The following is an 18,351-nucleotide window of genomic DNA, read 5'->3' on the forward strand; positions in this document are numbered from 1 at the left end:
ATTACCGTGCTTGTGCTTGCCATCGACACCTCCACTCCTGCGGTCACCGCGGGCGTCGTGCGCTTCGACCCCGACTCCGTTACCGACGTCCCGCAGGCGCTGGCGACGCGGGCGACCGTCGACCCTCGTGCCCACGCCGAGGTCCTGACGCCGCAGATCCTCGAGTGCCTGTCCGAATCCGGGCACACCCCCGCCGATCTCGACGCCGTCGTCGTCGGCGTGGGCCCCGGGCCGTTCACCGGTCTGCGGGTCGGGATGGCGACCGGGGCGGCGTTCGGTGACGCGCTCGGCATCCCGGTCCACGGCGTGTGCAGTCTGGACGCGATCGCGGTGGATGCGGCGGACGGCCGGGACCTGCTGGTGGTGACCGATGCCCGTCGGCGCGAGGTGTACTGGGCGCGCTACTCGCAGGGGGTCCGCGTCGAGGGTCCCGAGGTGATCAAGCCGTCCGACCTCGACGGCGAGCCGTCGCAGGTGATCGCCGGCTCGGCGTCGCACGTGGACCTGTTCGATCTGCCGGTGCTGCCGGCGGAGACGCCGTCGGCTGCGGGGCTGGTCGCGGTCGCAGCGCAGGCGTTGCGCGTCGGGGTGGAGCCGGAACCGCTGGTGCCGCTGTACCTGCGCCGACCGGACGCGGTGGAGTTGGCGGACCGGCGCAAATGAGCTTTCGCATCGTCCCGCTCGCCGATACCGACGCCACCCGGTGCGCGGAGCTCGAGCAGCTGTTGTTCCCGGGCGACGATCCGTGGAGCGCGGACGCGTTCCGGTCGGAGCTGGCGGCCGGCCACAACCACTACTTCGCGGCCCGCGACGGCGACGACGCACTGATCGGCTACGCGGGAGTGTCGCTGCTCGGGACGAGCATCACACCGGAGGCCGAGGTGCACACGATCGGTGTCGATCCGTCGGCGCAGCGTGGCGGTGTCGGCGGGGCGCTGCTGGGCGAGCTGCTGCGGGTGGCGGACAAGTGGGGCGGACCGGTGTTCCTCGAGGTCCGCACCGACAACGAGCCGGCGATCGCGCTGTACCGGCGTGAGGGCTTCGAGATCGTCGGCACCAGGAAGCGGTACTACCAGCCGAGCGGCGCGGACGCCTTCACGATGCGTCGCCCGGCACCGACCGACGCCGAGGCCGCGCAGCGGCAGGGCAAGGAGTGACGGCCATGATCGTGATGGGGATCGAGAGTTCGTGCGACGAGACCGGTGTCGGCATCGTCCGATGGAACGGCGACGGTAGCTGCGAGCTCCTCGCCGACGAGGTGGCGTCGAGTGTCGACCAGCACGCTCGCTACGGCGGTGTCGTGCCGGAGGTGGCGTCGCGGGCCCACCTCGAGGCGATGGTGCCGACCATGAAGCGCGCCCTCGCGGCTGCGGGGATCGACAGGCCCGACGCGATCTGCGTGACGATCGGTCCCGGTCTGGCCGGCGCACTGCTGGTCGGTGTCGCGGCTGCCAAGGCGTACGCGGCCGCGTGGGGGGTGCCCTTCTACGCGATCAACCATCTCGGCGGTCATGTCGCGGTCGACACCATCGAGCACGGGCCGATGCCGCCGTGCGTCGCGCTGCTGGTCTCGGGCGGTCACACGCACCTGCTGCACGTGGAGGAGTTGGGCCGCAAGCCGATCGTGGAGCTCGGCACGACGGTCGACGACGCGGCCGGTGAGGCGTTCGACAAGGTCGCGCGCCTGCTCGGTCTCGGCTTCCCGGGCGGGCCCGCGCTCGATCGTCTCGCGCAGCAGGGCGACCGGGACGCGATCGTGTTCCCGCGCGGGATGACCGGGTCGCGGGACGCGCGCCACGACTTCTCGTTCTCCGGTCTCAAGACGGCGGTCGCGCGCTTCGTCGAGGCGAAGCAGCGAGCGGGCGAGGAGGTTCCGGTCGCCGACGTCGCGGCGGGCTTCCAGGAGTCGGTTGCGGACGTGCTGACGATGAAGGCCGTGCGCGCCGCGCAGGACGTCGGTGTCGACACGCTCGTGCTCGGCGGCGGCGCCACCGCGAACTCGCGGATTCGTTCGCTTGCCGAGGAGCGTTGCGCAGCAGCCGGTCTCACGCTCCGCGTGCCCAGGCCGCGGCTGTGCACCGACAACGGTGTGATGATCGCGGCGCTCGGCGCCCACCTGATCGCGGGCGGCGCGCAGCCGTCGGCGCTCACCTCGGCGACGAATCCGGGACTTCCGGTGTCGGTGAGCCAGATTCGGGAGTGACCCGGGGCACGGCCGCGATCGGTGCCTCCGGCGCCGGTGCAGCGGTGGTGGTCGGAGGCGCAGCCGTATCACTGGATCCGGTCGCCGGACCCGATTCCGGATTCTGCTCCGGGGTCTCGGCCGGACCGGACGTCTCCGGCGGCTCGGTCGTCGGCGGCACCTCGGTGTCCGGCGGCGAGATGCTGGGGATCTCGGGGAGCCACGTGGGCAGTTCGGGCCACTTCGGCGGGATCCACGGCAGGTCTTCCGGTGGCGGCGTCGTCGTGGTCGGCGGCGGAGTTGTCGTCGTCGTTGGCGTCGTGGTCGGTTCGGGGGACGGCTCCGACGTCGTGGGAGGCGTCTCCTCGAACGTCGGGTAGCTCGTGCTCGGTTCCGGCGTGCTGTAGTCGTACGTCGGCACCGGCAGCGGTGGCTGCGGAACGGGAACGGTGGTCGTCGGGTGCGGATCGTTCGTCGGGAGCCACGTTTCCTGAGGACTCGGAGGAGGTTGGTAGGGAACGGTCGTGGGGGTCTCGATCACCTGACTCCCGGTGGGGGAGTAGTTCTCCTCGCTCTGCGGCACCATCTCCTTGACGCCGTAGCCGAGCATCAGCCCACCCACCACGACGGCTGCCACCAGCGCACCGGAAACCCGTCCGCCGGATCCGGTGACGAGTGGAAACTTCTGGCGTTCGGCAGATCCCGCGAGCAGTGCGGCGCCCTTCGCGGTCGCGGCCTCGGGTTCCGCCACCTCGATGGTCGTGCCGTCGAACGTGGTTTCGAGCGCGGAGGCGATACCGGGGATCCGGCCACCGCCGCCGACCAGGACGAGAGCTTCGGGCCGTTGCAGGGCCTGAGCGAAGGCCTCTGCCACGAACTCGGCCACGCGAGAACCGGCGTCGTCGGCCGTCTCGTCGGCCGCGGCGTCCGCGCTGACGGTCGCGGTGCGATCGCGGAAGAACACGGTCCCGTCGGCCTGGTCGACGATGGTGACGGTGAGGCCGGACGCGCCGAGATCGACGAGGGCGATGATGCCGTACTGCGCGACGAGCCCGGTGCTGCGCAGGTACGTGAGGGTGGCGGCGGTCTCGGGCACCAGCCGGATCGACCGCTTCTGGGATTTCGCTGCGGAACGCACCGCAGCAGCCTGGGATTCGGTGCGGTACGCGACCGCGATGGCGTCGGGCTCGATCCGGCGGTCGGGGACCTGGGTGGTCATCAGCCCTATCGCGGACAGTGCCAGGTCACCCGGATCGGTCTGGGTGCCGAGGTCGGCGGAGATCGTGCGGTATTCGACGTCCTGGACGCCGGTGTCATCGGAGGAGACGAGTGCGCTGCACACCCCGGCTGCTCCGGTGGAGATACCGAGTGAGTTTCGCATGGTCCACCTCCTGCTTTCGGTGTTCGGGTCGGCTCGTGTCAGTTCGCTCGTGTTCCGGGCCCATCCGGGCCGGAAACTGAGATAATTCGATGCCGGCCGTGGGCGTCGTTATCTGAACGTTACCCAATGTCGGGTGACGGCGCTCGGTGGGTATGCGTCGGTGCAGGTCGGGTCGGACATTTGCGGTGCAACGGACCGCTGTGAGCGGTCCGCGAGCGCCGCTCCAGCGACTTCGGAAGCGAGGGTTCATGTCCGACGCGATCCACTTGGCAAGCCTCGACCGCCACGACCGGCGTCGGATGCTGCGAAAGGCGTTGATACGGTCCGCCGCCACCGTGGTGATTCTGCTGATCGCCTACTTCGCACTGCCGATGGATCACGTCTCGGATGCGGGAGCGATCGTGGTGCTCACCGGCGGGGCCGTGGGCGTGGTGGCGTTGTGTGCCTGGCAGGTCCGTCAGATCATTCGCTCGCCCACACCGGAGGTGCGCTCGGCAGAAGCGCTTGCCGTCACGCTGCCCGTGTACCTGTTGGGGTCGGCGACGACGATATTTCTTCTGTCGCAGATGGATACGGGGTCTTTCAACGAGGCTCTCACGCGGATCGACGCGCTCTACTTCACGCTCACGGTGTTCGCGACCGTCGGATTCGGGGACATCGCGGCCGTGACCCAGCCGGCGCGCGCCGTCGTGACCGTGATGATCGTCGGCAACCTGGTGATGCTCGCGGTGGGCGTCAAGTTGTTGACCCAGGCCGTCAAGTGGGGCAGGGCACTCAAGGACACACGGGAGGCCGGTGGGGACGAGATGTCCCCACCGGCCTCCCGGTGACAGTTCTTTCCAGCGCGTCTTCCCAGCGCGTCGCGGCGTGTCAGCGCATAGTCGCGAGGACGAGTTCGACGTTGTGGTCCGGCGAACCGCCCAGGAGCTTGGCGTCCGCGTGGATGTCGTTGAACGAGAACTCGCGGTACATCGAGGCCAGACCCGCGGGGGAGAAGTCGTCGTAGTCGACCTGGTACGGGCTGTCGGCCTCGATCAGCGTCGTCATCAGCGAGACGGTGCCGTCGTGGTTGTCGACGACCTCGATGATGCGGCCCTGCTGCGGGAAGTCGATGTGCGAGGCGGTGTTGATCTCCCAGAAGCCCTGTTCCGGCGTCTGGCCCACCTGCGGGGTGATCCGGTTCTCGTGGGTGTGTCCGTTGACCCAGGCGAGGACGTTCGGGAAGCGGTGCAGCAGGTCCACCAGCTGCGCACCCTTGACGCGCGGCTCGAGGGGCCGCTCGGGGTCGGGCAGCGTGTTCGCCATCGTCGTGCTGGTGTGATGACTGAACAGCACGAAATAGGTGTCGGTGCGGCTCTGCGTGATCAGCGCGCCGTTGGTGTCGAAGTACTTGCTGCTGCCGGCGAGCAGCGTCTGCTCGATCCACCTGAACTGTGCTTCGCCGAGCGAGCCGTCGACGAATCCGGCGCGGTTGGTCGAGTCCATGCTGATGCCGATGACACCCGGCGAGATCTCGAACGTGTAGTAGCCGATCCCGGTCTCGTCGGCGTCGGGCGCGAAGCCGTGGCCGACCGGGCCGGGGCCGGTGTTCGCGGGATCGAGGTGGGCAGCAATGAATTCGCGCGGCGTGAACGGCTGGCGCCGCGCGTCCGGTGTCACCGTCCGCGGCGGGGTGGTGATCGCGGAGAGCAGGTTCAGCACCGCCGTCGGGTCCGAGCTCAGGGCGCTGGAGATGCGGGCCGCCTGATCCGAGGAGTCGGGAACCTCGAACTTCTTGTTGCCCGTGTACATCTGCTCGAGGAACGGAATGCCGCTCGGGAGGGTGCCCTCGACCGAATCGTCGTGGTTACCGAACACGCAGTACCACTTCGTGTTCAGCCCGGAGCTGGTGACGGGCTGCAGGGCCGCGTGCAGCAGGCCGGGGATCTCCGGGAATCCGGTCTTCTTGTAGATGTCCTGGATGGACGACTCGGGATTCCAGTACAGGTCGGCACCCGAGTTCTGCACGCCCTCGTACCGGGTCGGGTCACCGGTGTTGGGGGTGATGACGCCGCCGTTGAGGGCAGTGAGGAACCAGCCCAGTTCGACGAATTCCTTGTTGTCGGTGTTGTCGCCGGTGGTGACGACGGCGTCGAAGTCGCGCTGCGTGTGCGGGCCCTTGCGGAGGGAGTTGACGCGGTCGATCAGCGAGATCAGGCCCTGGGCCGTCATGGTCTCCTGCGGGCGGAATGCCGCGCCCTGGAACGGGTGAACGTACTCGAACCGCACGGGCGACTGGGCGTCGAGCACGTGGACGTCGGTCAGCTGGACGATCGATGCCAGGTCCGTGCGGCGATCCTCGCGTCCGGACTGCGGCTCGGCGAGGTCTGCGCGGACCACGAGCGGCCAGCCCGGGCCCGCGGTGAGGCGGCGGTATCCGCTGGAGCCCAACGGAACCGCGACGGATTCGAGGGTGGTACCGGCGATCGACGCCGGCAGCGGTGCGGCCGCATGGGCCTGCGCTGCGAGCGGATTCCACGATCGGTTACCGACGAGCGGCAGTGCCGAGATCCCGAGTGCGCCGACACCGGCGGCCCCCAGGAAGGTGCGCCGATTCATTCCGTTCATCTGCTGTTCACCCACGCGGACACTGTAGGCGACGATTCGTTATCCAACGCCCGTTTGCGGTGGAATCGGCGGAGTGTCGGCTGTCAGGCGCTCTCGTCGCTCAGTGGGCCGAACTGGGGAACCTGGGGCATCGTCGTCACGACGTGCACGGTCGCCTCGGCGGTGGACGCGGCCAGCACCCACGGGACGTCGCTCGGGAACTGCACGAAGTCGCCGGGGCCCAGGTCGGCCAGTTCGTTGGCGGGACCGACGCGCACCTTGCCGCTGATGACGTAGGCATGGATCAGAGTTCCGGCGGAATCCGCGGCCCGGACGAGTTCGTCGGGGCCGTCGGTCGTCGAGGCCTTCAGTCGCATGATGCTCGTGCGGACGTAGCCGGAGCCGTAGATCTGGTCGAGGACCTTCGTCGTGCCCGTGCCGGTCTTGTCGTTCCAGATGCCCTCGCCGGCGCGCACCACGAATACGCGGGTGCCCCACTCGGTGACGAGGCGTCGCAGGGGTACGTCGAGTGCTGCGGCGATCGCGTCGATGGTCTCGACTGTGGGATTGCCTACACCCTGTTCGATTTTCGACAGCGTCTGCTTCGACAGGTCCGCACGCTTGGCGAGGTCGCCCATGCTCATCTGCCGCTCGTTGCGGAACCGTTGAACATTGCGTGCGATCAGCGGGTTGCTGTCCACGGACCCTCCTCTCGGTCGAAGTGCTCGGTGCCGACCGGTGCCGTCGAATGAGCGCAATGCTGCTGACGATTAAAGCCGAGTCGGGCCGGTTGTCACTTTTAATATCAATATCGTCAATCTTGACATGTAATCGGCTGGTGGGCACACTCGGACCAGGCGCCGGGTCGCGCCGGAGATGTCCGTTTCGCAGAGTGAAGTGGTGGGATCGATGGGTGTCCAGGAATTGGCCGATCTGTCTCGTTCGGGTTCGGGTTCGGGTCGGGACGGCCGTGCCGCCGTCGACAAGGCGATGAGCCTGCTCACCAGTTTCGGCCAGGAGGCGTACTCGGGCGTCGGTGTCAGTGAACTCGCGCGCCGCTCCGGGCTGAGCAAGTCGACGGCGTTCCGCATCCTCGGGATGCTCGAGCGCAACCACGCCGTCGAGCGCGTCGGGAGCGACTACCGGCTCGGTTCCGAGCTGCACAATCTCGGTGGCCGCGTGTATGCCCCGCAGCACTCCACGGTCCGCGACGTCCTCACCCCGTTCCTGGCCGATCTGTACGAGGCCACCCGGCAGACCGTGCACCTCGCGGTGCTGCACGGCCCGGACGTCCTCTACATCAACAAGCTGTACGGCCACCGGACCGTCGCATCACCTTCCCGGGTCGGTGGGCGCGTGCCCGCGCACTGCACCGCGGTGGGCAAGGCGCTGCTCGCGTACTCCGGTCAGGACTCCGAGGAACTGATCGGTTCGAATCTGGCGGCGCGGACGTCGAAGACCATCACCGACATCGGTCGCTTGCGCGCGGAGCTGGCGCAGATTCGCCGCACCGGCGTGGCCTTCGACAACGAGGAGAGTCGTGACGGTCTCGTGTGCGTCGGTGGCGTCGTCACGGGAGCCGGATCCCGTCCGGTCGCCGCGTTCTCGGTGTCCGGCCAGGTATCTCGCTACGCACCCGCGGCTGCGGAGCCGGCGCTGCGGCGGGTCTGCATGGCGGCGTCGCGCGCGTTGAGTGCGTCGCAGGTCGCGCTGGCCTCGTAGTCCCCCGACTCCCGGGAGCGAACTTCTCCCGGACAGTGATTCAGGCCGAAGGAGCCATTCATGTCAGTTGCGCTGGTTGCGCTGTCCCACTCCCCGCTGATCGGGCTCAACGATCCGGCGCAGGAGGTGCTCGACGAGGTCGATCACGCCGTCGCCGGCGCGCGGGCTTTCGTGCAGGAGTACGACCCCGAACTCGTCGTACTGTTCGCGCCGGACCACTACAACGGGTTCTTCTACGGCAAGATGCCGCCCTTCGCGCTCGCCACGGGAGCACTCGCGGTGGGCGACTTCGGTTCCGCCGAAGGGGAGATCCTGGTCGACCACGAAGCGGCCGATGCGATCGCCAAGGGCGTCCTCGAACGGGACATCGACCTGACGATCTCGGCACGCATGGTGGTCGACCACGGCTTCGTGCAGCCGCTCGAGATGCTGTTCGGTGGCATCCAGTCGGTGCCGACCGTGCCGGTCTTCGTCAACGGCGTGGCCGCGCCGCTCGGCCCGGTGCGTCGTATCCGGCAGTTCGGCAAGGCGCTCGGCGAGGCGGCGGCGCGGCTCGACAAGCGCGTGCTGTTCCTCGCGTCCGGTGGACTGTCGCACGACCCGCCGGTCCCGATTCTCGAGGGTGCGCCGCCGCGCGTCGCCGAGGCGCTGATCCTCGGCAACCCGCCCACCCCCGAGCAGCGCGCCCGCGGTGAGCAGCGCGTCGTGCAGTCCGGTATCGACCTGGCCGCCGGGACCTCCACTCGCAAGCCGCTCAACCCCGTGTGGGACAACGAGGTTCTCGACATCGTCGCGTCCGGTGACATCGAGCAGTTCGACGGTTGGACCAACGAATTCTTCGAGGCGCAGGGCGGCGGCTCGTCGCACGAGGTCCGCACCTGGATCGCCGCGTACGCGGCGCTCGCGGCAACCGGTTCGTACGAGCTGCAGTCGCGTTACTACCGTGCCATCCCCGAGTGGGTGGCCGGTTTCGCGGTGACCACGGCGAAGTAGTTCCGCTCTTCGACATCGGGTCGGGCGTCTGTCGGAGACGCCCGCCCTTGTCGTCCCCGGACCCGAGTGCTACCCATGAAGGACGCCTCGGGGGAGGAGACGACATGGTGACGTCGGCGTATCTCAGGGGATCCGGCGAGCCGGTGCTGTTGCTGCACGGCTTCACGCTGTCGCACCACGTGTGGCATCGGGTGGCCGACGACCTGGCGTCCGACTACGACGTTCTCGCGCTCACGATGCCCGGACACTGGGGCGGACCGCGACTGCGGTGGCGCGACCTGGGGATCGCCGGCATCGCCGACGGCATCGAACGGGAACTCGACGCGATGGGCTGGAACACCTGTCATGTCGTCGGCAACTCGCTGGGCGGCCAGGTCGCGTTCGAGCTGGCGCGTCGGGGCAGGGCCCGCTCGGTTGCGGGGGTGAATCCGGGAGGCGGGTGGAAACGATTCTCCCGCATCGAATTCCGCGTCGGCTCCGGATTCGTGGCGCAGTTCCCGCTCATGGCGCTCGCGCGGGTGCTCGGTGACCGTGCTGCCGCGCATCGCTTCTTCCAGCGCCCCATCATCGCGAATTGCAGCCACGACGTCAGCCGGGTAGATCCGGACGACGCCACGAATGTCATTAGGGCCGTGTCGCACTGCCCGGTGTACCTGCCGATCCTTTCGGCGTTCCTTCGTGACGGCCCGCTACGCGGACTCGATCGAATCACCGTGCCCACGTCGCTGATCCTCGGCGAGTTCGACACCTTCCTGCCTCGGGACACCTGCACGCAGGGCTTCGTCGACGAACTGTCCGGCGAGGTCGAGGAGATCGTGTTGCCGGGCGTCGGGCACATCCCGATGCTCGAGGCCCCGGACGTCGTGGCGAGGGCGCTGCGTATGCATCTGGAGCGGGTTGTGGGGTGTGACGATGTCGCGTGATGTCGGCTCTCGAAGTGTCCGGACATCAGGCGTTGGGATCACGACCGCGACGTTGCCTCCGATGGGATGGGCGCGGGTAGGCCAGTCCGGAGTGTCGAGAAGCAGGTCGAGAGTCGTGATGAGAGAGTCGGATCCGGTGACGTCGTCCCAGTCCGGGGCGTACAGCACGACCACGTACGACCGCGTCGGGTCGTCGTCGGGGCGCCACGTGAACGACACGGCGACCGCTCGCCCGGCGACGCCGACTTCGACGTCGCATGTTGGTCCAGGGCTCTCGCCCGTACTTCTCGTTGTGTCCGCCGGGAGCGGGGGCGAACCATCCGGTCGAATCATCCGGCTCCGGCGTCGGTGCGGCCGGCATGGACGTCGCATCCAGCAGATAGCGGCGCAGTGAGTCGGCGATCGCTCGCCGACGGTACCCCGATGCGTCGGGCCCGAAATCGGACGTCATCGTCGGAGTCTTCCCGGTCATTCGCAGAGATCCGGTAGACGCGCCCGGGTTGTCGGAGGGCGGCCGTATAGTCGAAAGTATGTTCGATGGGGGTGGGGTCGGAGAGGCGGCGGGCGACGTCGCGCGGGACGCGCTGCGGTTCGTCGAGCTGTTGGAGCTGGCGCGGATCGAGAACATGCACGCCGCCCGCAAGGTCCTGCTGGCGGGCGAATTGAGGCTGTCGGCACTCGGGCGCGATGTGGCGTTGTGCGGCGGCGACATTCGCGATTGCGGCAACGAGGCGATCGCGGAGGTGTCGACCAGGCTGGGCTGTTCGCACACGATGGCCTCCCATTTCTGTGACCTCGGCGTCGATCTGCGGCTCCGTCTCCCGCTCACGTGTGCCGCGTTCCTGGCCGGCGATCTCGATTACGCCCGCGTCTGGCGGATTCATCGCGAGACGACGGGACTGCGGCCGGAAACCGTTGCTCTCCTCGAAGCCGAGATCATCCGATCTGCCCGGCGATTGGCGCCGGCCGCACTCGGGCGCGAGATTCGAGAATTGATCGTGCGCGCCCGTCCCGACGAGGCGGCATCGGATCGTGAAGTTGCCGAAGCGGAGTGCCGGATCAAGGTGCGCCCTGCCGGACCGTTGTCGGAGTTCACCGCGGTGCTGACCGCCGAACAGGGGCAGGCTGCCTGGCAACTGGTGTGCGAGATGGCCGACACCGTGTGCAGGAAGGATCGCCGCGGTCGGCCGATCCTGCTGGTCGACGCATTCGTGGCGCTGCTGCACGGCGAATCTGCCCTGCCGTGCACGTGCGAGCGGGCCGACTGCCCCAAGGCCGGTGCGTCGACTGTGCCGTCGCGGCGGAAGCCGCTGGTGCAGATCACCGTCGACGTCGCGACTCTGCTCGGACTTACCGCCTCGCCCGCGTACCTCGACGGACACGGACCGATCGATCCGATGCTCGCACAGATGCTGTCCGAAGACGCGACCTGGCGGGCGATGCTCACCGAGATGGTAGACGTGGCAGCCGAACTCGGGTTGGTTACGGACGAACGGGAGAAACCCCCAGCTGGTACCGAGACCGAGACCGAGACCGAGACCGAGACCGAGACCGGGAGCCGGGCCGACGGTTCGACACCTCACCACGCGCCGCGGCGACCGGGCCTGCACGTGTTCCGGGCGCGGGGATCCCGGCATCGCGGCGGTGATGTGCCGCGCGCGCACTCGCGATCAGGTCCGAGTTCTGGGCCGCCACCGTGTGGTGTCGGCCGAACGATCGCGGAGATCGAGAAGGCGCTCGACGCAAATCCTGCGACGAAGCGTGGGCGTCGACCGGATGGGCATGGGGGATTGACGACCCCGCCCGATGGGGCGCTGCAGTACCGCCCGGACGCGGCGACGGCGGCAATGGCCCGCACGCGCGACGGGCACTGCAGATTCCCGGGATGCTCCGTGCCGGCCGCCCGTTGCCAACTCGATCACGTGGTGCCGTTCTCGCACCGCAACCCGACTGCGGGTGGATGGACGATCGGGTCGAACCTGCAGTGCCTGTGCCGGTTCCACCACAATCTCAAGACCATGGGCCGAGTCGGTGCCTCGATGCTCGGCGGTGGTGTCGTCGTGTGGACAAGTCGCTACGGCACCGCGACGGTGACGCTGCCCGGCGGGATGTATGTCCGAGACGCTGCCCCGACGTTGGCGCCGCAACTGCCGCGCAGGCCTGTCGACAGAGGCAGCCGCGCCGCCTATCGCGGAGAGGAGTCGCCGCCATTCTGAGCATCACTCAATCGCAGATCCGCGATCAGTCCGTAATGGTCCGACCCGGCCACCTCGATGCGTTCGAGCGAGGTGGCCTGCGCACCCTTGGTGAGGATGTGGTCGATGCCGACGATCGCGGGGTAGCGCTTGTCCGTGGGGTACGTCGGCAGGATTCCCGCGCCCAACTGATCGGCGGCGTCGACGTAGCCGCCGTGCCGGAGATCCCGGAACTTGCGGTGCGAGTAGGTGGCGTTGAAGTCGCCGCTCACGATCACGTTGTCGTGGACCGCGGCGGCATCCATCGCGTCCCGCAGGCGGTCGAAGTCCTCGGTCCAGTCGGCCGCCGGTGCAATGTAGGCCGGCACCGGGTGCACGTCGTACAGCACCACCGGCCGATCCAGCCCGGCATCCACGTCGACGACCAGATTCGTCAGCGCCATGCCGTCCACCGTCCGCCCGTTCGACAGCGGCAACCGACTGTAGATACCCGCGCCGACACCTCCCGCGCGTGGTTCCAGGAACGTGTGTGGCAGAACACTTTCCAGGCCTGCCTCACGAAGCGCGGCCGCGGCCGGCTCGGTCAGTTCCTGGAGTGTGAGGACGTCGACACCCCGGTCCCGCACCGCCTGCACCAGCGCGACGGGATCCGCCGAGCCCACCATGATGTTGGACTGCATCACGCGGACCGTGGGGCCGGCCGGTGCCCCGTCGCCGCCCGACGCTCCACCCACCCACAACGGGCCGAATGCCCACGCACCCAGCGCCACCACCAGCGCGGAGATCCCGAGCAGAATCCACTGCCGCGCTGCGGCGGCGACAATCGCACCGACGATCGTCACCGCCAACAGGAACGGTGCGAACGAGGCCGCGACGATGACCACGTTGGTGGAGGCGCCAGAGCGGAAAGCGACCAGAGCGGCCAGTCCCGACGCGATGCCGACACCGCCGATCACCGCCGCTGCCCGCCGCAGCGCGATCGAGCCCGTCATCGGATCCCCCTCCGTCGTCGATCGAGACGACGCAGTTTATCCGTTTCGCCCGGTGCCAGCCCCCGGCTCAGGCCTGTCCCAGCCCAGGGGTCAGCCGGGCATGGGTGAAGCGGACGAGCTGCATCGGGCGCAGCGCATCCGAGCGGTCCCAGAAACCGGCAGGCACCGAATCGGCCTCGGCGGTCGAATCCACGGTCGACCAGCCCGCACCTTCCAGCCATGTGGCGAGGTCCGTCGAGGTGGGCGTACAGCGCCATGGTTCGCCCTGTGCACCGACGGCCGCCGCGACGGCCCGGACGTAGTTGTTGCCTGCCTCGTCCCGTGCGGCCCCGGGGACGATGTGGTCGAACACCAGCTCGGATCCCGGCGCGAGGGCGCCGAGAGATGTGACGGTCCGCTGGACTGCGCCGGCGTCGAGATACATCGACACCCCGAGCCACGATACGAACGCCGGTTCGTCGATGCGAAGACCGGCGTGTGCGAGTTCGGCAACCGGGTCGTCGACGGTGAGGTCGACCGGCACCGGCGCGCCGAGGTCCGAGGTGCCTGCCCCGTCGAGGAGCGAGCCGCGCCACGCGAGCACGCCCGGCAGGTCGACGTGCCAGGCCGCGCAGGCCGTCGGCATGCGCCGCGTCGATGTGTCGAGGCCCGCACCCAGCACGACGTACTGCCGGATGCCGGACGAATGCAGCCGCCGCTCGGTGTACGCACTGCGGGCTGCGGCGGACACGCGGGCTGCCGCGAGCACGGGCTCGCCGGGATGGGCGAGATGGAAGTCCAGGGGGGACGGGTTGCCGGCGGCCGCGCAGATCAGTCGTGCGGTGTCGTCGACGATCAGATGCGGCGGAGAGTCCACCATCGCGTGGGCGGCGCGGGCGGCGACGGACATGAGGGCCGAGGGGCTCGGCGTGACAGGTGTATTCACCTCAACCAAGTACCAGAGCCCGACGCGAATCGGCGGGAGGCGCGCCGCACGAAGCTGCGAAAACGACTGAAGGGCGGTCGGATTCGGGCGAATCCGACCGCCCTTCGAGAGCTCGCTGGGTTACAGGGGCAGGTCGTCGACAGCCGTCGGTGCGTCCGCGACCCAACCCGGTTCCCGGACCAGGAGGGACAGTTCGGTGACCTCCTCGCGTTCTCCCGGAATGTCGACGTCGACGACGTAGCGGAACCCGGCGTCCTCCCCGAAACCGATGGCATCGAGGTCGCCGGCCGGGACCGGCAGCACGATCCGGCGGCACTGCGGGTTCTCCCGCAGGATGCGTTCCGCGAGATCGCCCAGAACGGCAGTGTCGCCCAGGCCTCGGAGATCGAGTTCCACATCCGCGATGCCGGCGGGATACGCGTTGCCGAGGGGTCCGCGCACGGCGAACCGTGCGCGGACCTCGTGCGAGGTGCCACCGTCGTCGACGGAGTACGTCAGCGGCCAGCCCGGGGTGCTCATCGGCTCAGCGAACCGTGTCCGTCGGCCGCCAGCTTGCGCAACGAGACCTTGTCGAGCTTGCCGGAACCGTTGCGCGGCAGGGAGTCCAGCACGAGAATCTCCTTCGGCAGCTTGTACCGGGCGAGGCGCTCGCCGGTGAAGTCGCGGATCTCTTCGAGCGTCGGATCGCTGTCGGTGGACACCACGAGGACGGCGACGACGATCTCGCCCCACTTGGGGTCGGGTGCGCCGACGACGGCCGCGTCCGTGACGCCCGGGTGCTCGACGAGCACCCGCTCGACCTCGGCCGGGTAGACGTTCTCGCCGCCCGTGATGATCATGTCCTTGATCCGGTCGACGATGTAGAGGAAGCCCTCCTCGTCGAGGCAGCCCAGGTCGCCCGAGTGGAACCAGTCCTCGGCGTCGAACGCGGCATCCGTGGCCTGCTGGTTGGCCCAGTAGCCCGGCGTGACGTTCGGCCCGCGCACGCAGATCTCGCCGGCCGCATCGGGTTCGGTGAGAGTGACACCCGTCACCGGATCGACGATCTTGATCTCGGTGAACGGCATCGGGAGACCGGCCGACGACGCCCGCTCCAGGGTCCGCTCGGGTGGCAGCGACGTCGCGAACGGTGCGGTCTCGGTCAGACCCCACGCCTGCTGCAGCGCGACACCGTGGTGGCCGTACTCCTTGACCAGGCTCGGCGGCACGGGCGCGCCTGCGACGATCGCCGAGCGCAGCCGCGACAGGTCTGCACCTGCGAACTGCGGAAGCTGTGCGACGGCCGAGAACATGGCGGGCACCGCGAAGATGGTGTTGACCTTGTACTCGACGAGGTCCGCGAGCGTGCGCGCCGGATCGAACGTGCGACGCACCAGCGTCGCGCCGCCGCGGGCGAGACTTCGCAGCGTGAACGAGTTGAGGCAGCCGATGTGGAACAGCGGCGCCACCGCGAGGTTGACGTCACTGCGGCTGGTCTCGACCACCGAGTCCACGTTGAACGAGTTCCACCAGATGTTGCCGTGCGTGAGCATGACGCCCTTGGGGCGTCCGGTGGTGCCCGACGTGTACATCAGCGCGGCCAGGTCGTCCGCGTACCGCGGCAGCGGCGTCATCGTGATTCCGAGGGCTTCGCCGCGGGCGAGGGCCGACGTCAGTCGCTCCCAGTGCTCGCCCGGCCCGTCCGTCAGCGGCACCGCGTCGTCGTTGTCGACCGCGAGCAGACGCGACGGCAGGACCGCCGCATCGATCTCGTCGACGACGGGCATGTGGCCGGGTTCGACGACCAGAACGCGCGGTCCGAAATCGCCGAGCTGATAGGCGATCTCGGCGGCGGCCAGGCGGAAGTTGATCGGCACGAACACCGCTCCCACCCACGCCGCAGCGAGGTAGTTCACCAGGAACGTCGGGCTGTTGAGACCCAGGTAGGCCACCCGGTCGCCCTTGCGGACACCCGACGCGTGGAAAGTGAGCGCCATGGCGTGCACGCGCGCGGTGAGTTCGCGGTAGTCGATCGTGTGGTCTTCGTAGATCAGCGCGGTGCGGGCACCGTGCAGTCGGCCCAGGTTCTGCAGCGCACGTGCCGGGCTGATGTCGACAGGATGCTTCTCGGTGCTCACAGATCGTCTCCGCCTGCCGCGGTGCGGAACCCACGGGCAGCGATGCCGCCGTCGACGGGAATGATCGCACCGGTGATGTTGGAACTGTTGGCCGACGAGGCCAGCAGCACGTAGGGCGCCGTGAAATCGGCGGGATCGACACTGGCGTCGTGCAGCGGCAGCAGTGGGTTGTCGCCCGTCGTGGCGCTCCGGGCGAACGAGGCCTCGATGGACCGTTCGGCCATGCCCATCGACTCCGGTCCGCGCAGGTCCGTGCGCATGCCGCCCGCGGCGACGCCGTTGACCCGGACCTTCGGGGCCAGCTCGTACGCCAGCTCGAGCACGAGTCCGCGGCAGGCGTGCTTGCTCGCGGTGTACAGCGGACCGCCTCCGTTCGGATAGAAGGCCGAGTTCGACAGCGTCATCACGACACTGCCGCGGGTCTTGACCAGCTCCCGCCACGACGCCTCGACGGCCAGTAGGTAGCCCTTGACGTTGACGGCGAACAGTTCGTCGAACGCCGCCGACAACGATTCGCCGTCGAACCGGGTGATCGAGCGCTGGTAGTCCCAGATGCCGGCGTTGGGCACCAGGGTGTCCAGTTTACCGAAGCGTGCGACGGCCTCCGAGACCGCGCGATGCTGGTCGGCGGCGGACCGGACGTCGGCCTCCACCGTGTGGACGCGGTCGCCGCGATCTCCGGCCGCCTCGATCACTTCGCTCAACTTGGCGGGATCACGGTCCGCGACGACGACCGATGCGCCCTCGTCGAGGAACCGTTCGGCGACGGCCCGGCCCAGCCCGGAACCGCCACCGGTGATGAGGGCGACGTTGCCCCCGAGCCACCCGGTCACTGATCCTCCAGGAAATCCACCACGAGCCGCTCGAACTCCTTCTGTCGCTCCACCTGGACCCAGTGGCCGCACTTGCTGAAGGCGTGCAACTGCACGTTCGGGATCTGCTTGAGCATGAGCTGCGAGCCCTCGAACGTGATGGTGCGGTCCTCGGTGCCCCACAGCAGCAGCGTCGGCGCCTCGATCTCGTGGGCGTCGCGCCACAGCGGATCCATGCCGTGACGGCGCGCGAACGCGGCGTTGTAGCGGTGGTAGAACTCGATGTGGCTCTCGTCCAGAGACGCCTCGTAGCGGGCCTCGATGTTGGCGTCGTCGAACTGCCTGGGGTCGGCGACCATGGTGCGCACGAAGTCCTTCATCTTCTTCACGGTCGGGCCGCCGCCGTTGTAGTAGCGGAACATCGCCTTCTGGCCCTCGGTCGGCGTCGGGCCGAACGGCAGCCAGCCGCCGCCCGGGGCCATCAGCACCAGACGGGTGACGCGGTGCGGGATCGCGAGCGCGAGCGCGATCGCGGCGGCGCCACCGAGGCTGTTGCCCATCAGGTGGAACTCCTCGATGCCCATCGCATCCAGCGTCTGGATCAGCGCGTCCACCGTGATCTGCGTGATGCTCCGCTCCCGAAGGTCCTCCTCCGTGGGGCGGTAGCTGCCACCGAATCCCGGCTGGTCCGGCAGCACGACCGTGAAGTGCGGCGTCAGAGCCGGCAGGTTCTGGCTGTAGTTGGCGATCGCCGACGCACCCGGGCCACCGCCGTGCAGCATCACCAGGACCGGGCCGCTGCCGGCCTCGCTCACCTTGATGGTGCCGAGCGAGGTCTGGACCTCGCGGGTGGTCACGGCCGTCTCTGCCGCTGCATTCGTTGTCACTGTGTCACGCGCTCCTTGTGTCTGGGGAGGATCGTCGCCTGGTTGTTCCGAGCAGGAATGAGGGATCAGAAGAAGGTGCTGATGTTCTTGGCCAGCAACACGTTCTGGTCGAGAAGGATCGTGCGGCGGGCGACCACCAGGTCGCCGCTTCCGGTCTCGCGGAGGATGTCCTCACGACCGCCGGAGTAGATGTCGACCTCACGCTCGAGCCGGTTGCGGTAGACGATGAAGTTCGAACGCGCGTACCACTGCCCGATCTCCTGCTCGTCCGCGTCCGCGTGACGGACGACGACGTTGCTCACCAGGTGGCGGGTGCGCGACGGCGGATCCTCGGCCCACGCCATCCCGGAGTCGAAGCGCCGGATGCGCCAGGCGAGGCTCGCGCGGGTCTCGTCGAAGAACGCGGCCTCCCCGCGCGCCGCGACCGCGAGCGACTGCTGACGGCGCAGGCGGTTGCTGCGGGTGGGCGCCCAGTAGTGCAGGTCCTCCGCGAGCAGGTCGAGCCAGTCGGTGAAACGGCCGTCGTCGATCAGTTCGGCTTCGTGGAAGTACAGCTGCTGCACACGGAAATGCGTGGCGGCGTCGGCGATCTGCCGTTGGGCGGGGACCGCCGCCGAGGTGGTGTCGGTTGCCATG

General features: G+C 68.7%; 18 protein-coding genes. 8 read left to right on the top strand and 10 right to left on the bottom strand.

What is annotated here, in order from left to right; genetic code table 11:
• The first annotated feature begins 6 nt into the window (after nucleotides 1-6).
• From tsaB to tsaD, 3 genes are read left to right on the top strand one after another with little or no spacing between them, the layout of a single operon-like run.
• A complete protein-coding gene (tsaB, locus tag ABEU20_RS15590) occupies nucleotides 7-663 on the top strand; it encodes a tRNA (adenosine(37)-N6)-threonylcarbamoyltransferase complex dimerization subunit type 1 TsaB (RefSeq protein WP_420165294.1) in 657 nt (218 codons plus the stop codon).
• Complete coding sequence (gene rimI / locus ABEU20_RS15595; protein WP_420165295.1) at nucleotides 660-1,157, top strand: ribosomal protein S18-alanine N-acetyltransferase; 498 nt, start codon at nucleotides 660-662, stop codon at nucleotides 1,155-1,157. The genes tsaB and rimI overlap by 4 nt, the downstream gene beginning before the upstream one ends.
• 5 nt (nucleotides 1,158-1,162) lie before the next feature.
• Nucleotides 1,163-2,203: a tRNA (adenosine(37)-N6)-threonylcarbamoyltransferase complex transferase subunit TsaD gene (tsaD, locus tag ABEU20_RS15600; RefSeq protein WP_420165296.1), complete on the top strand. Its 1,041-nt coding sequence runs from the start codon at nucleotides 1,163-1,165 to the stop codon at nucleotides 2,201-2,203.
• On the opposite strand, the gene ABEU20_RS15605 is transcribed toward tsaD, so the two are convergent.
• Complete coding sequence (locus tag ABEU20_RS15605; protein ID WP_420165297.1) at nucleotides 2,148-3,563, bottom strand: exopolyphosphatase; 1,416 nt, start codon at nucleotides 3,561-3,563, stop codon at nucleotides 2,148-2,150. The genes tsaD and ABEU20_RS15605 overlap by 56 nt on opposite strands.
• Before the next feature lie 248 nt (nucleotides 3,564-3,811).
• Between ABEU20_RS15605 and ABEU20_RS15610 the strand changes: the two genes are divergently transcribed.
• Nucleotides 3,812-4,393, top strand: a complete 582-nt coding sequence (locus ABEU20_RS15610; RefSeq protein WP_420165298.1) for a potassium channel family protein — start codon at nucleotides 3,812-3,814, stop codon at nucleotides 4,391-4,393.
• Between the two features lie 40 nt (nucleotides 4,394-4,433).
• Here the strand turns inward: ABEU20_RS15610 and ABEU20_RS15615 are convergent, their stop codons facing one another.
• Nucleotides 4,434-6,170 carry a TIGR03767 family metallophosphoesterase gene (locus tag ABEU20_RS15615; RefSeq protein WP_420165560.1) on the bottom strand — a complete coding sequence of 579 codons (1,737 nt, stop codon included), beginning with the start codon at nucleotides 6,168-6,170 and terminating at the stop codon, nucleotides 4,434-4,436.
• Between the two features lie 83 nt (nucleotides 6,171-6,253).
• Nucleotides 6,254-6,850: a helix-turn-helix domain-containing protein gene (locus ABEU20_RS15620; RefSeq protein WP_420165299.1), complete on the bottom strand. Its 597-nt coding sequence runs from the start codon at nucleotides 6,848-6,850 to the stop codon at nucleotides 6,254-6,256.
• A gap of 289 nt (nucleotides 6,851-7,139) precedes the next feature.
• On the opposite strand from ABEU20_RS15620, the gene ABEU20_RS15625 reads away from it, so the two are divergent.
• The 4 genes from ABEU20_RS15625 to ABEU20_RS15640 all read left to right on the top strand — a co-directional run bounded on the left by ABEU20_RS15625 (nucleotide 7,140) and on the right by ABEU20_RS15640 (nucleotide 12,003).
• Nucleotides 7,140-7,871, top strand: a complete 732-nt coding sequence (locus tag ABEU20_RS15625) for an IclR family transcriptional regulator (protein ID WP_420165561.1) — start codon at nucleotides 7,140-7,142, stop codon at nucleotides 7,869-7,871.
• A gap of 60 nt (nucleotides 7,872-7,931) precedes the next feature.
• Nucleotides 7,932-8,864 (top strand): 3-carboxyethylcatechol 2,3-dioxygenase, encoded by a 933-nt coding sequence (locus ABEU20_RS15630; RefSeq protein WP_420165300.1) that lies wholly within the window; start codon nucleotides 7,932-7,934, stop codon nucleotides 8,862-8,864.
• 104 nt (nucleotides 8,865-8,968) lie between these two features.
• Nucleotides 8,969-9,787 carry an alpha/beta fold hydrolase gene (locus ABEU20_RS15635; protein ID WP_420165301.1) on the top strand — a complete coding sequence of 273 codons (819 nt, stop codon included), beginning with the start codon at nucleotides 8,969-8,971 and terminating at the stop codon, nucleotides 9,785-9,787.
• A gap of 530 nt (nucleotides 9,788-10,317) precedes the next feature.
• A complete protein-coding gene (locus ABEU20_RS15640) occupies nucleotides 10,318-12,003 on the top strand; it encodes an HNH endonuclease signature motif containing protein (RefSeq protein ID WP_420165302.1) in 1,686 nt (561 codons plus the stop codon).
• Here the strand turns inward: ABEU20_RS15640 and ABEU20_RS15645 are convergent.
• The 7 genes from ABEU20_RS15645 to ABEU20_RS15675 form a co-directional block, all read right to left on the bottom strand.
• On the bottom strand, nucleotides 11,973-12,974 hold the full coding sequence (locus ABEU20_RS15645; RefSeq protein ID WP_420165303.1) for an endonuclease/exonuclease/phosphatase family protein: 1,002 nt from the start codon (nucleotides 12,972-12,974) through the stop codon (nucleotides 11,973-11,975). The genes ABEU20_RS15640 and ABEU20_RS15645 overlap by 31 nt on opposite strands.
• A 67-nt stretch (nucleotides 12,975-13,041) precedes the next feature.
• On the bottom strand, nucleotides 13,042-13,863 hold the full coding sequence (locus ABEU20_RS15650; RefSeq protein ID WP_420165304.1) for a class I SAM-dependent methyltransferase: 822 nt from the start codon (nucleotides 13,861-13,863) through the stop codon (nucleotides 13,042-13,044).
• Between the two features lie 156 nt (nucleotides 13,864-14,019).
• Complete coding sequence (locus ABEU20_RS15655; RefSeq protein ID WP_420165305.1) at nucleotides 14,020-14,418, bottom strand: hypothetical protein; 399 nt, start codon at nucleotides 14,416-14,418, stop codon at nucleotides 14,020-14,022.
• Nucleotides 14,415-16,016 carry a long-chain-fatty-acid--CoA ligase gene (locus tag ABEU20_RS15660; RefSeq protein ID WP_420165306.1) on the bottom strand — a complete coding sequence of 534 codons (1,602 nt, stop codon included), beginning with the start codon at nucleotides 16,014-16,016 and terminating at the stop codon, nucleotides 14,415-14,417. Before ABEU20_RS15660 ends, ABEU20_RS15655 begins: the two co-directional genes overlap by 4 nt.
• Complete coding sequence (gene hcaB / locus ABEU20_RS15665) at nucleotides 16,013-16,849, bottom strand: 3-(cis-5,6-dihydroxycyclohexa-1,3-dien-1-yl)propanoate dehydrogenase (protein WP_420165307.1); 837 nt, start codon at nucleotides 16,847-16,849, stop codon at nucleotides 16,013-16,015. The genes ABEU20_RS15660 and hcaB overlap by 4 nt, the downstream gene beginning before the upstream one ends.
• Nucleotides 16,846-17,715: an alpha/beta fold hydrolase gene (locus ABEU20_RS15670; RefSeq protein ID WP_420165308.1), complete on the bottom strand. Its 870-nt coding sequence runs from the start codon at nucleotides 17,713-17,715 to the stop codon at nucleotides 16,846-16,848. The genes hcaB and ABEU20_RS15670 overlap by 4 nt, the downstream gene beginning before the upstream one ends.
• A 65-nt stretch (nucleotides 17,716-17,780) precedes the next feature.
• Nucleotides 17,781-18,350 (bottom strand): aromatic-ring-hydroxylating dioxygenase subunit beta, encoded by a 570-nt coding sequence (locus ABEU20_RS15675; RefSeq protein WP_420165309.1) that lies wholly within the window; start codon nucleotides 18,348-18,350, stop codon nucleotides 17,781-17,783.
• Nucleotide 18,351: the final 1 nt, after the last annotated feature.

The organism is Rhodococcus parequi (assembly GCF_046042785.1).
Taxonomy (GTDB): domain Bacteria; phylum Actinomycetota; class Actinomycetes; order Mycobacteriales; family Mycobacteriaceae; genus Prescottella; species Prescottella parequi.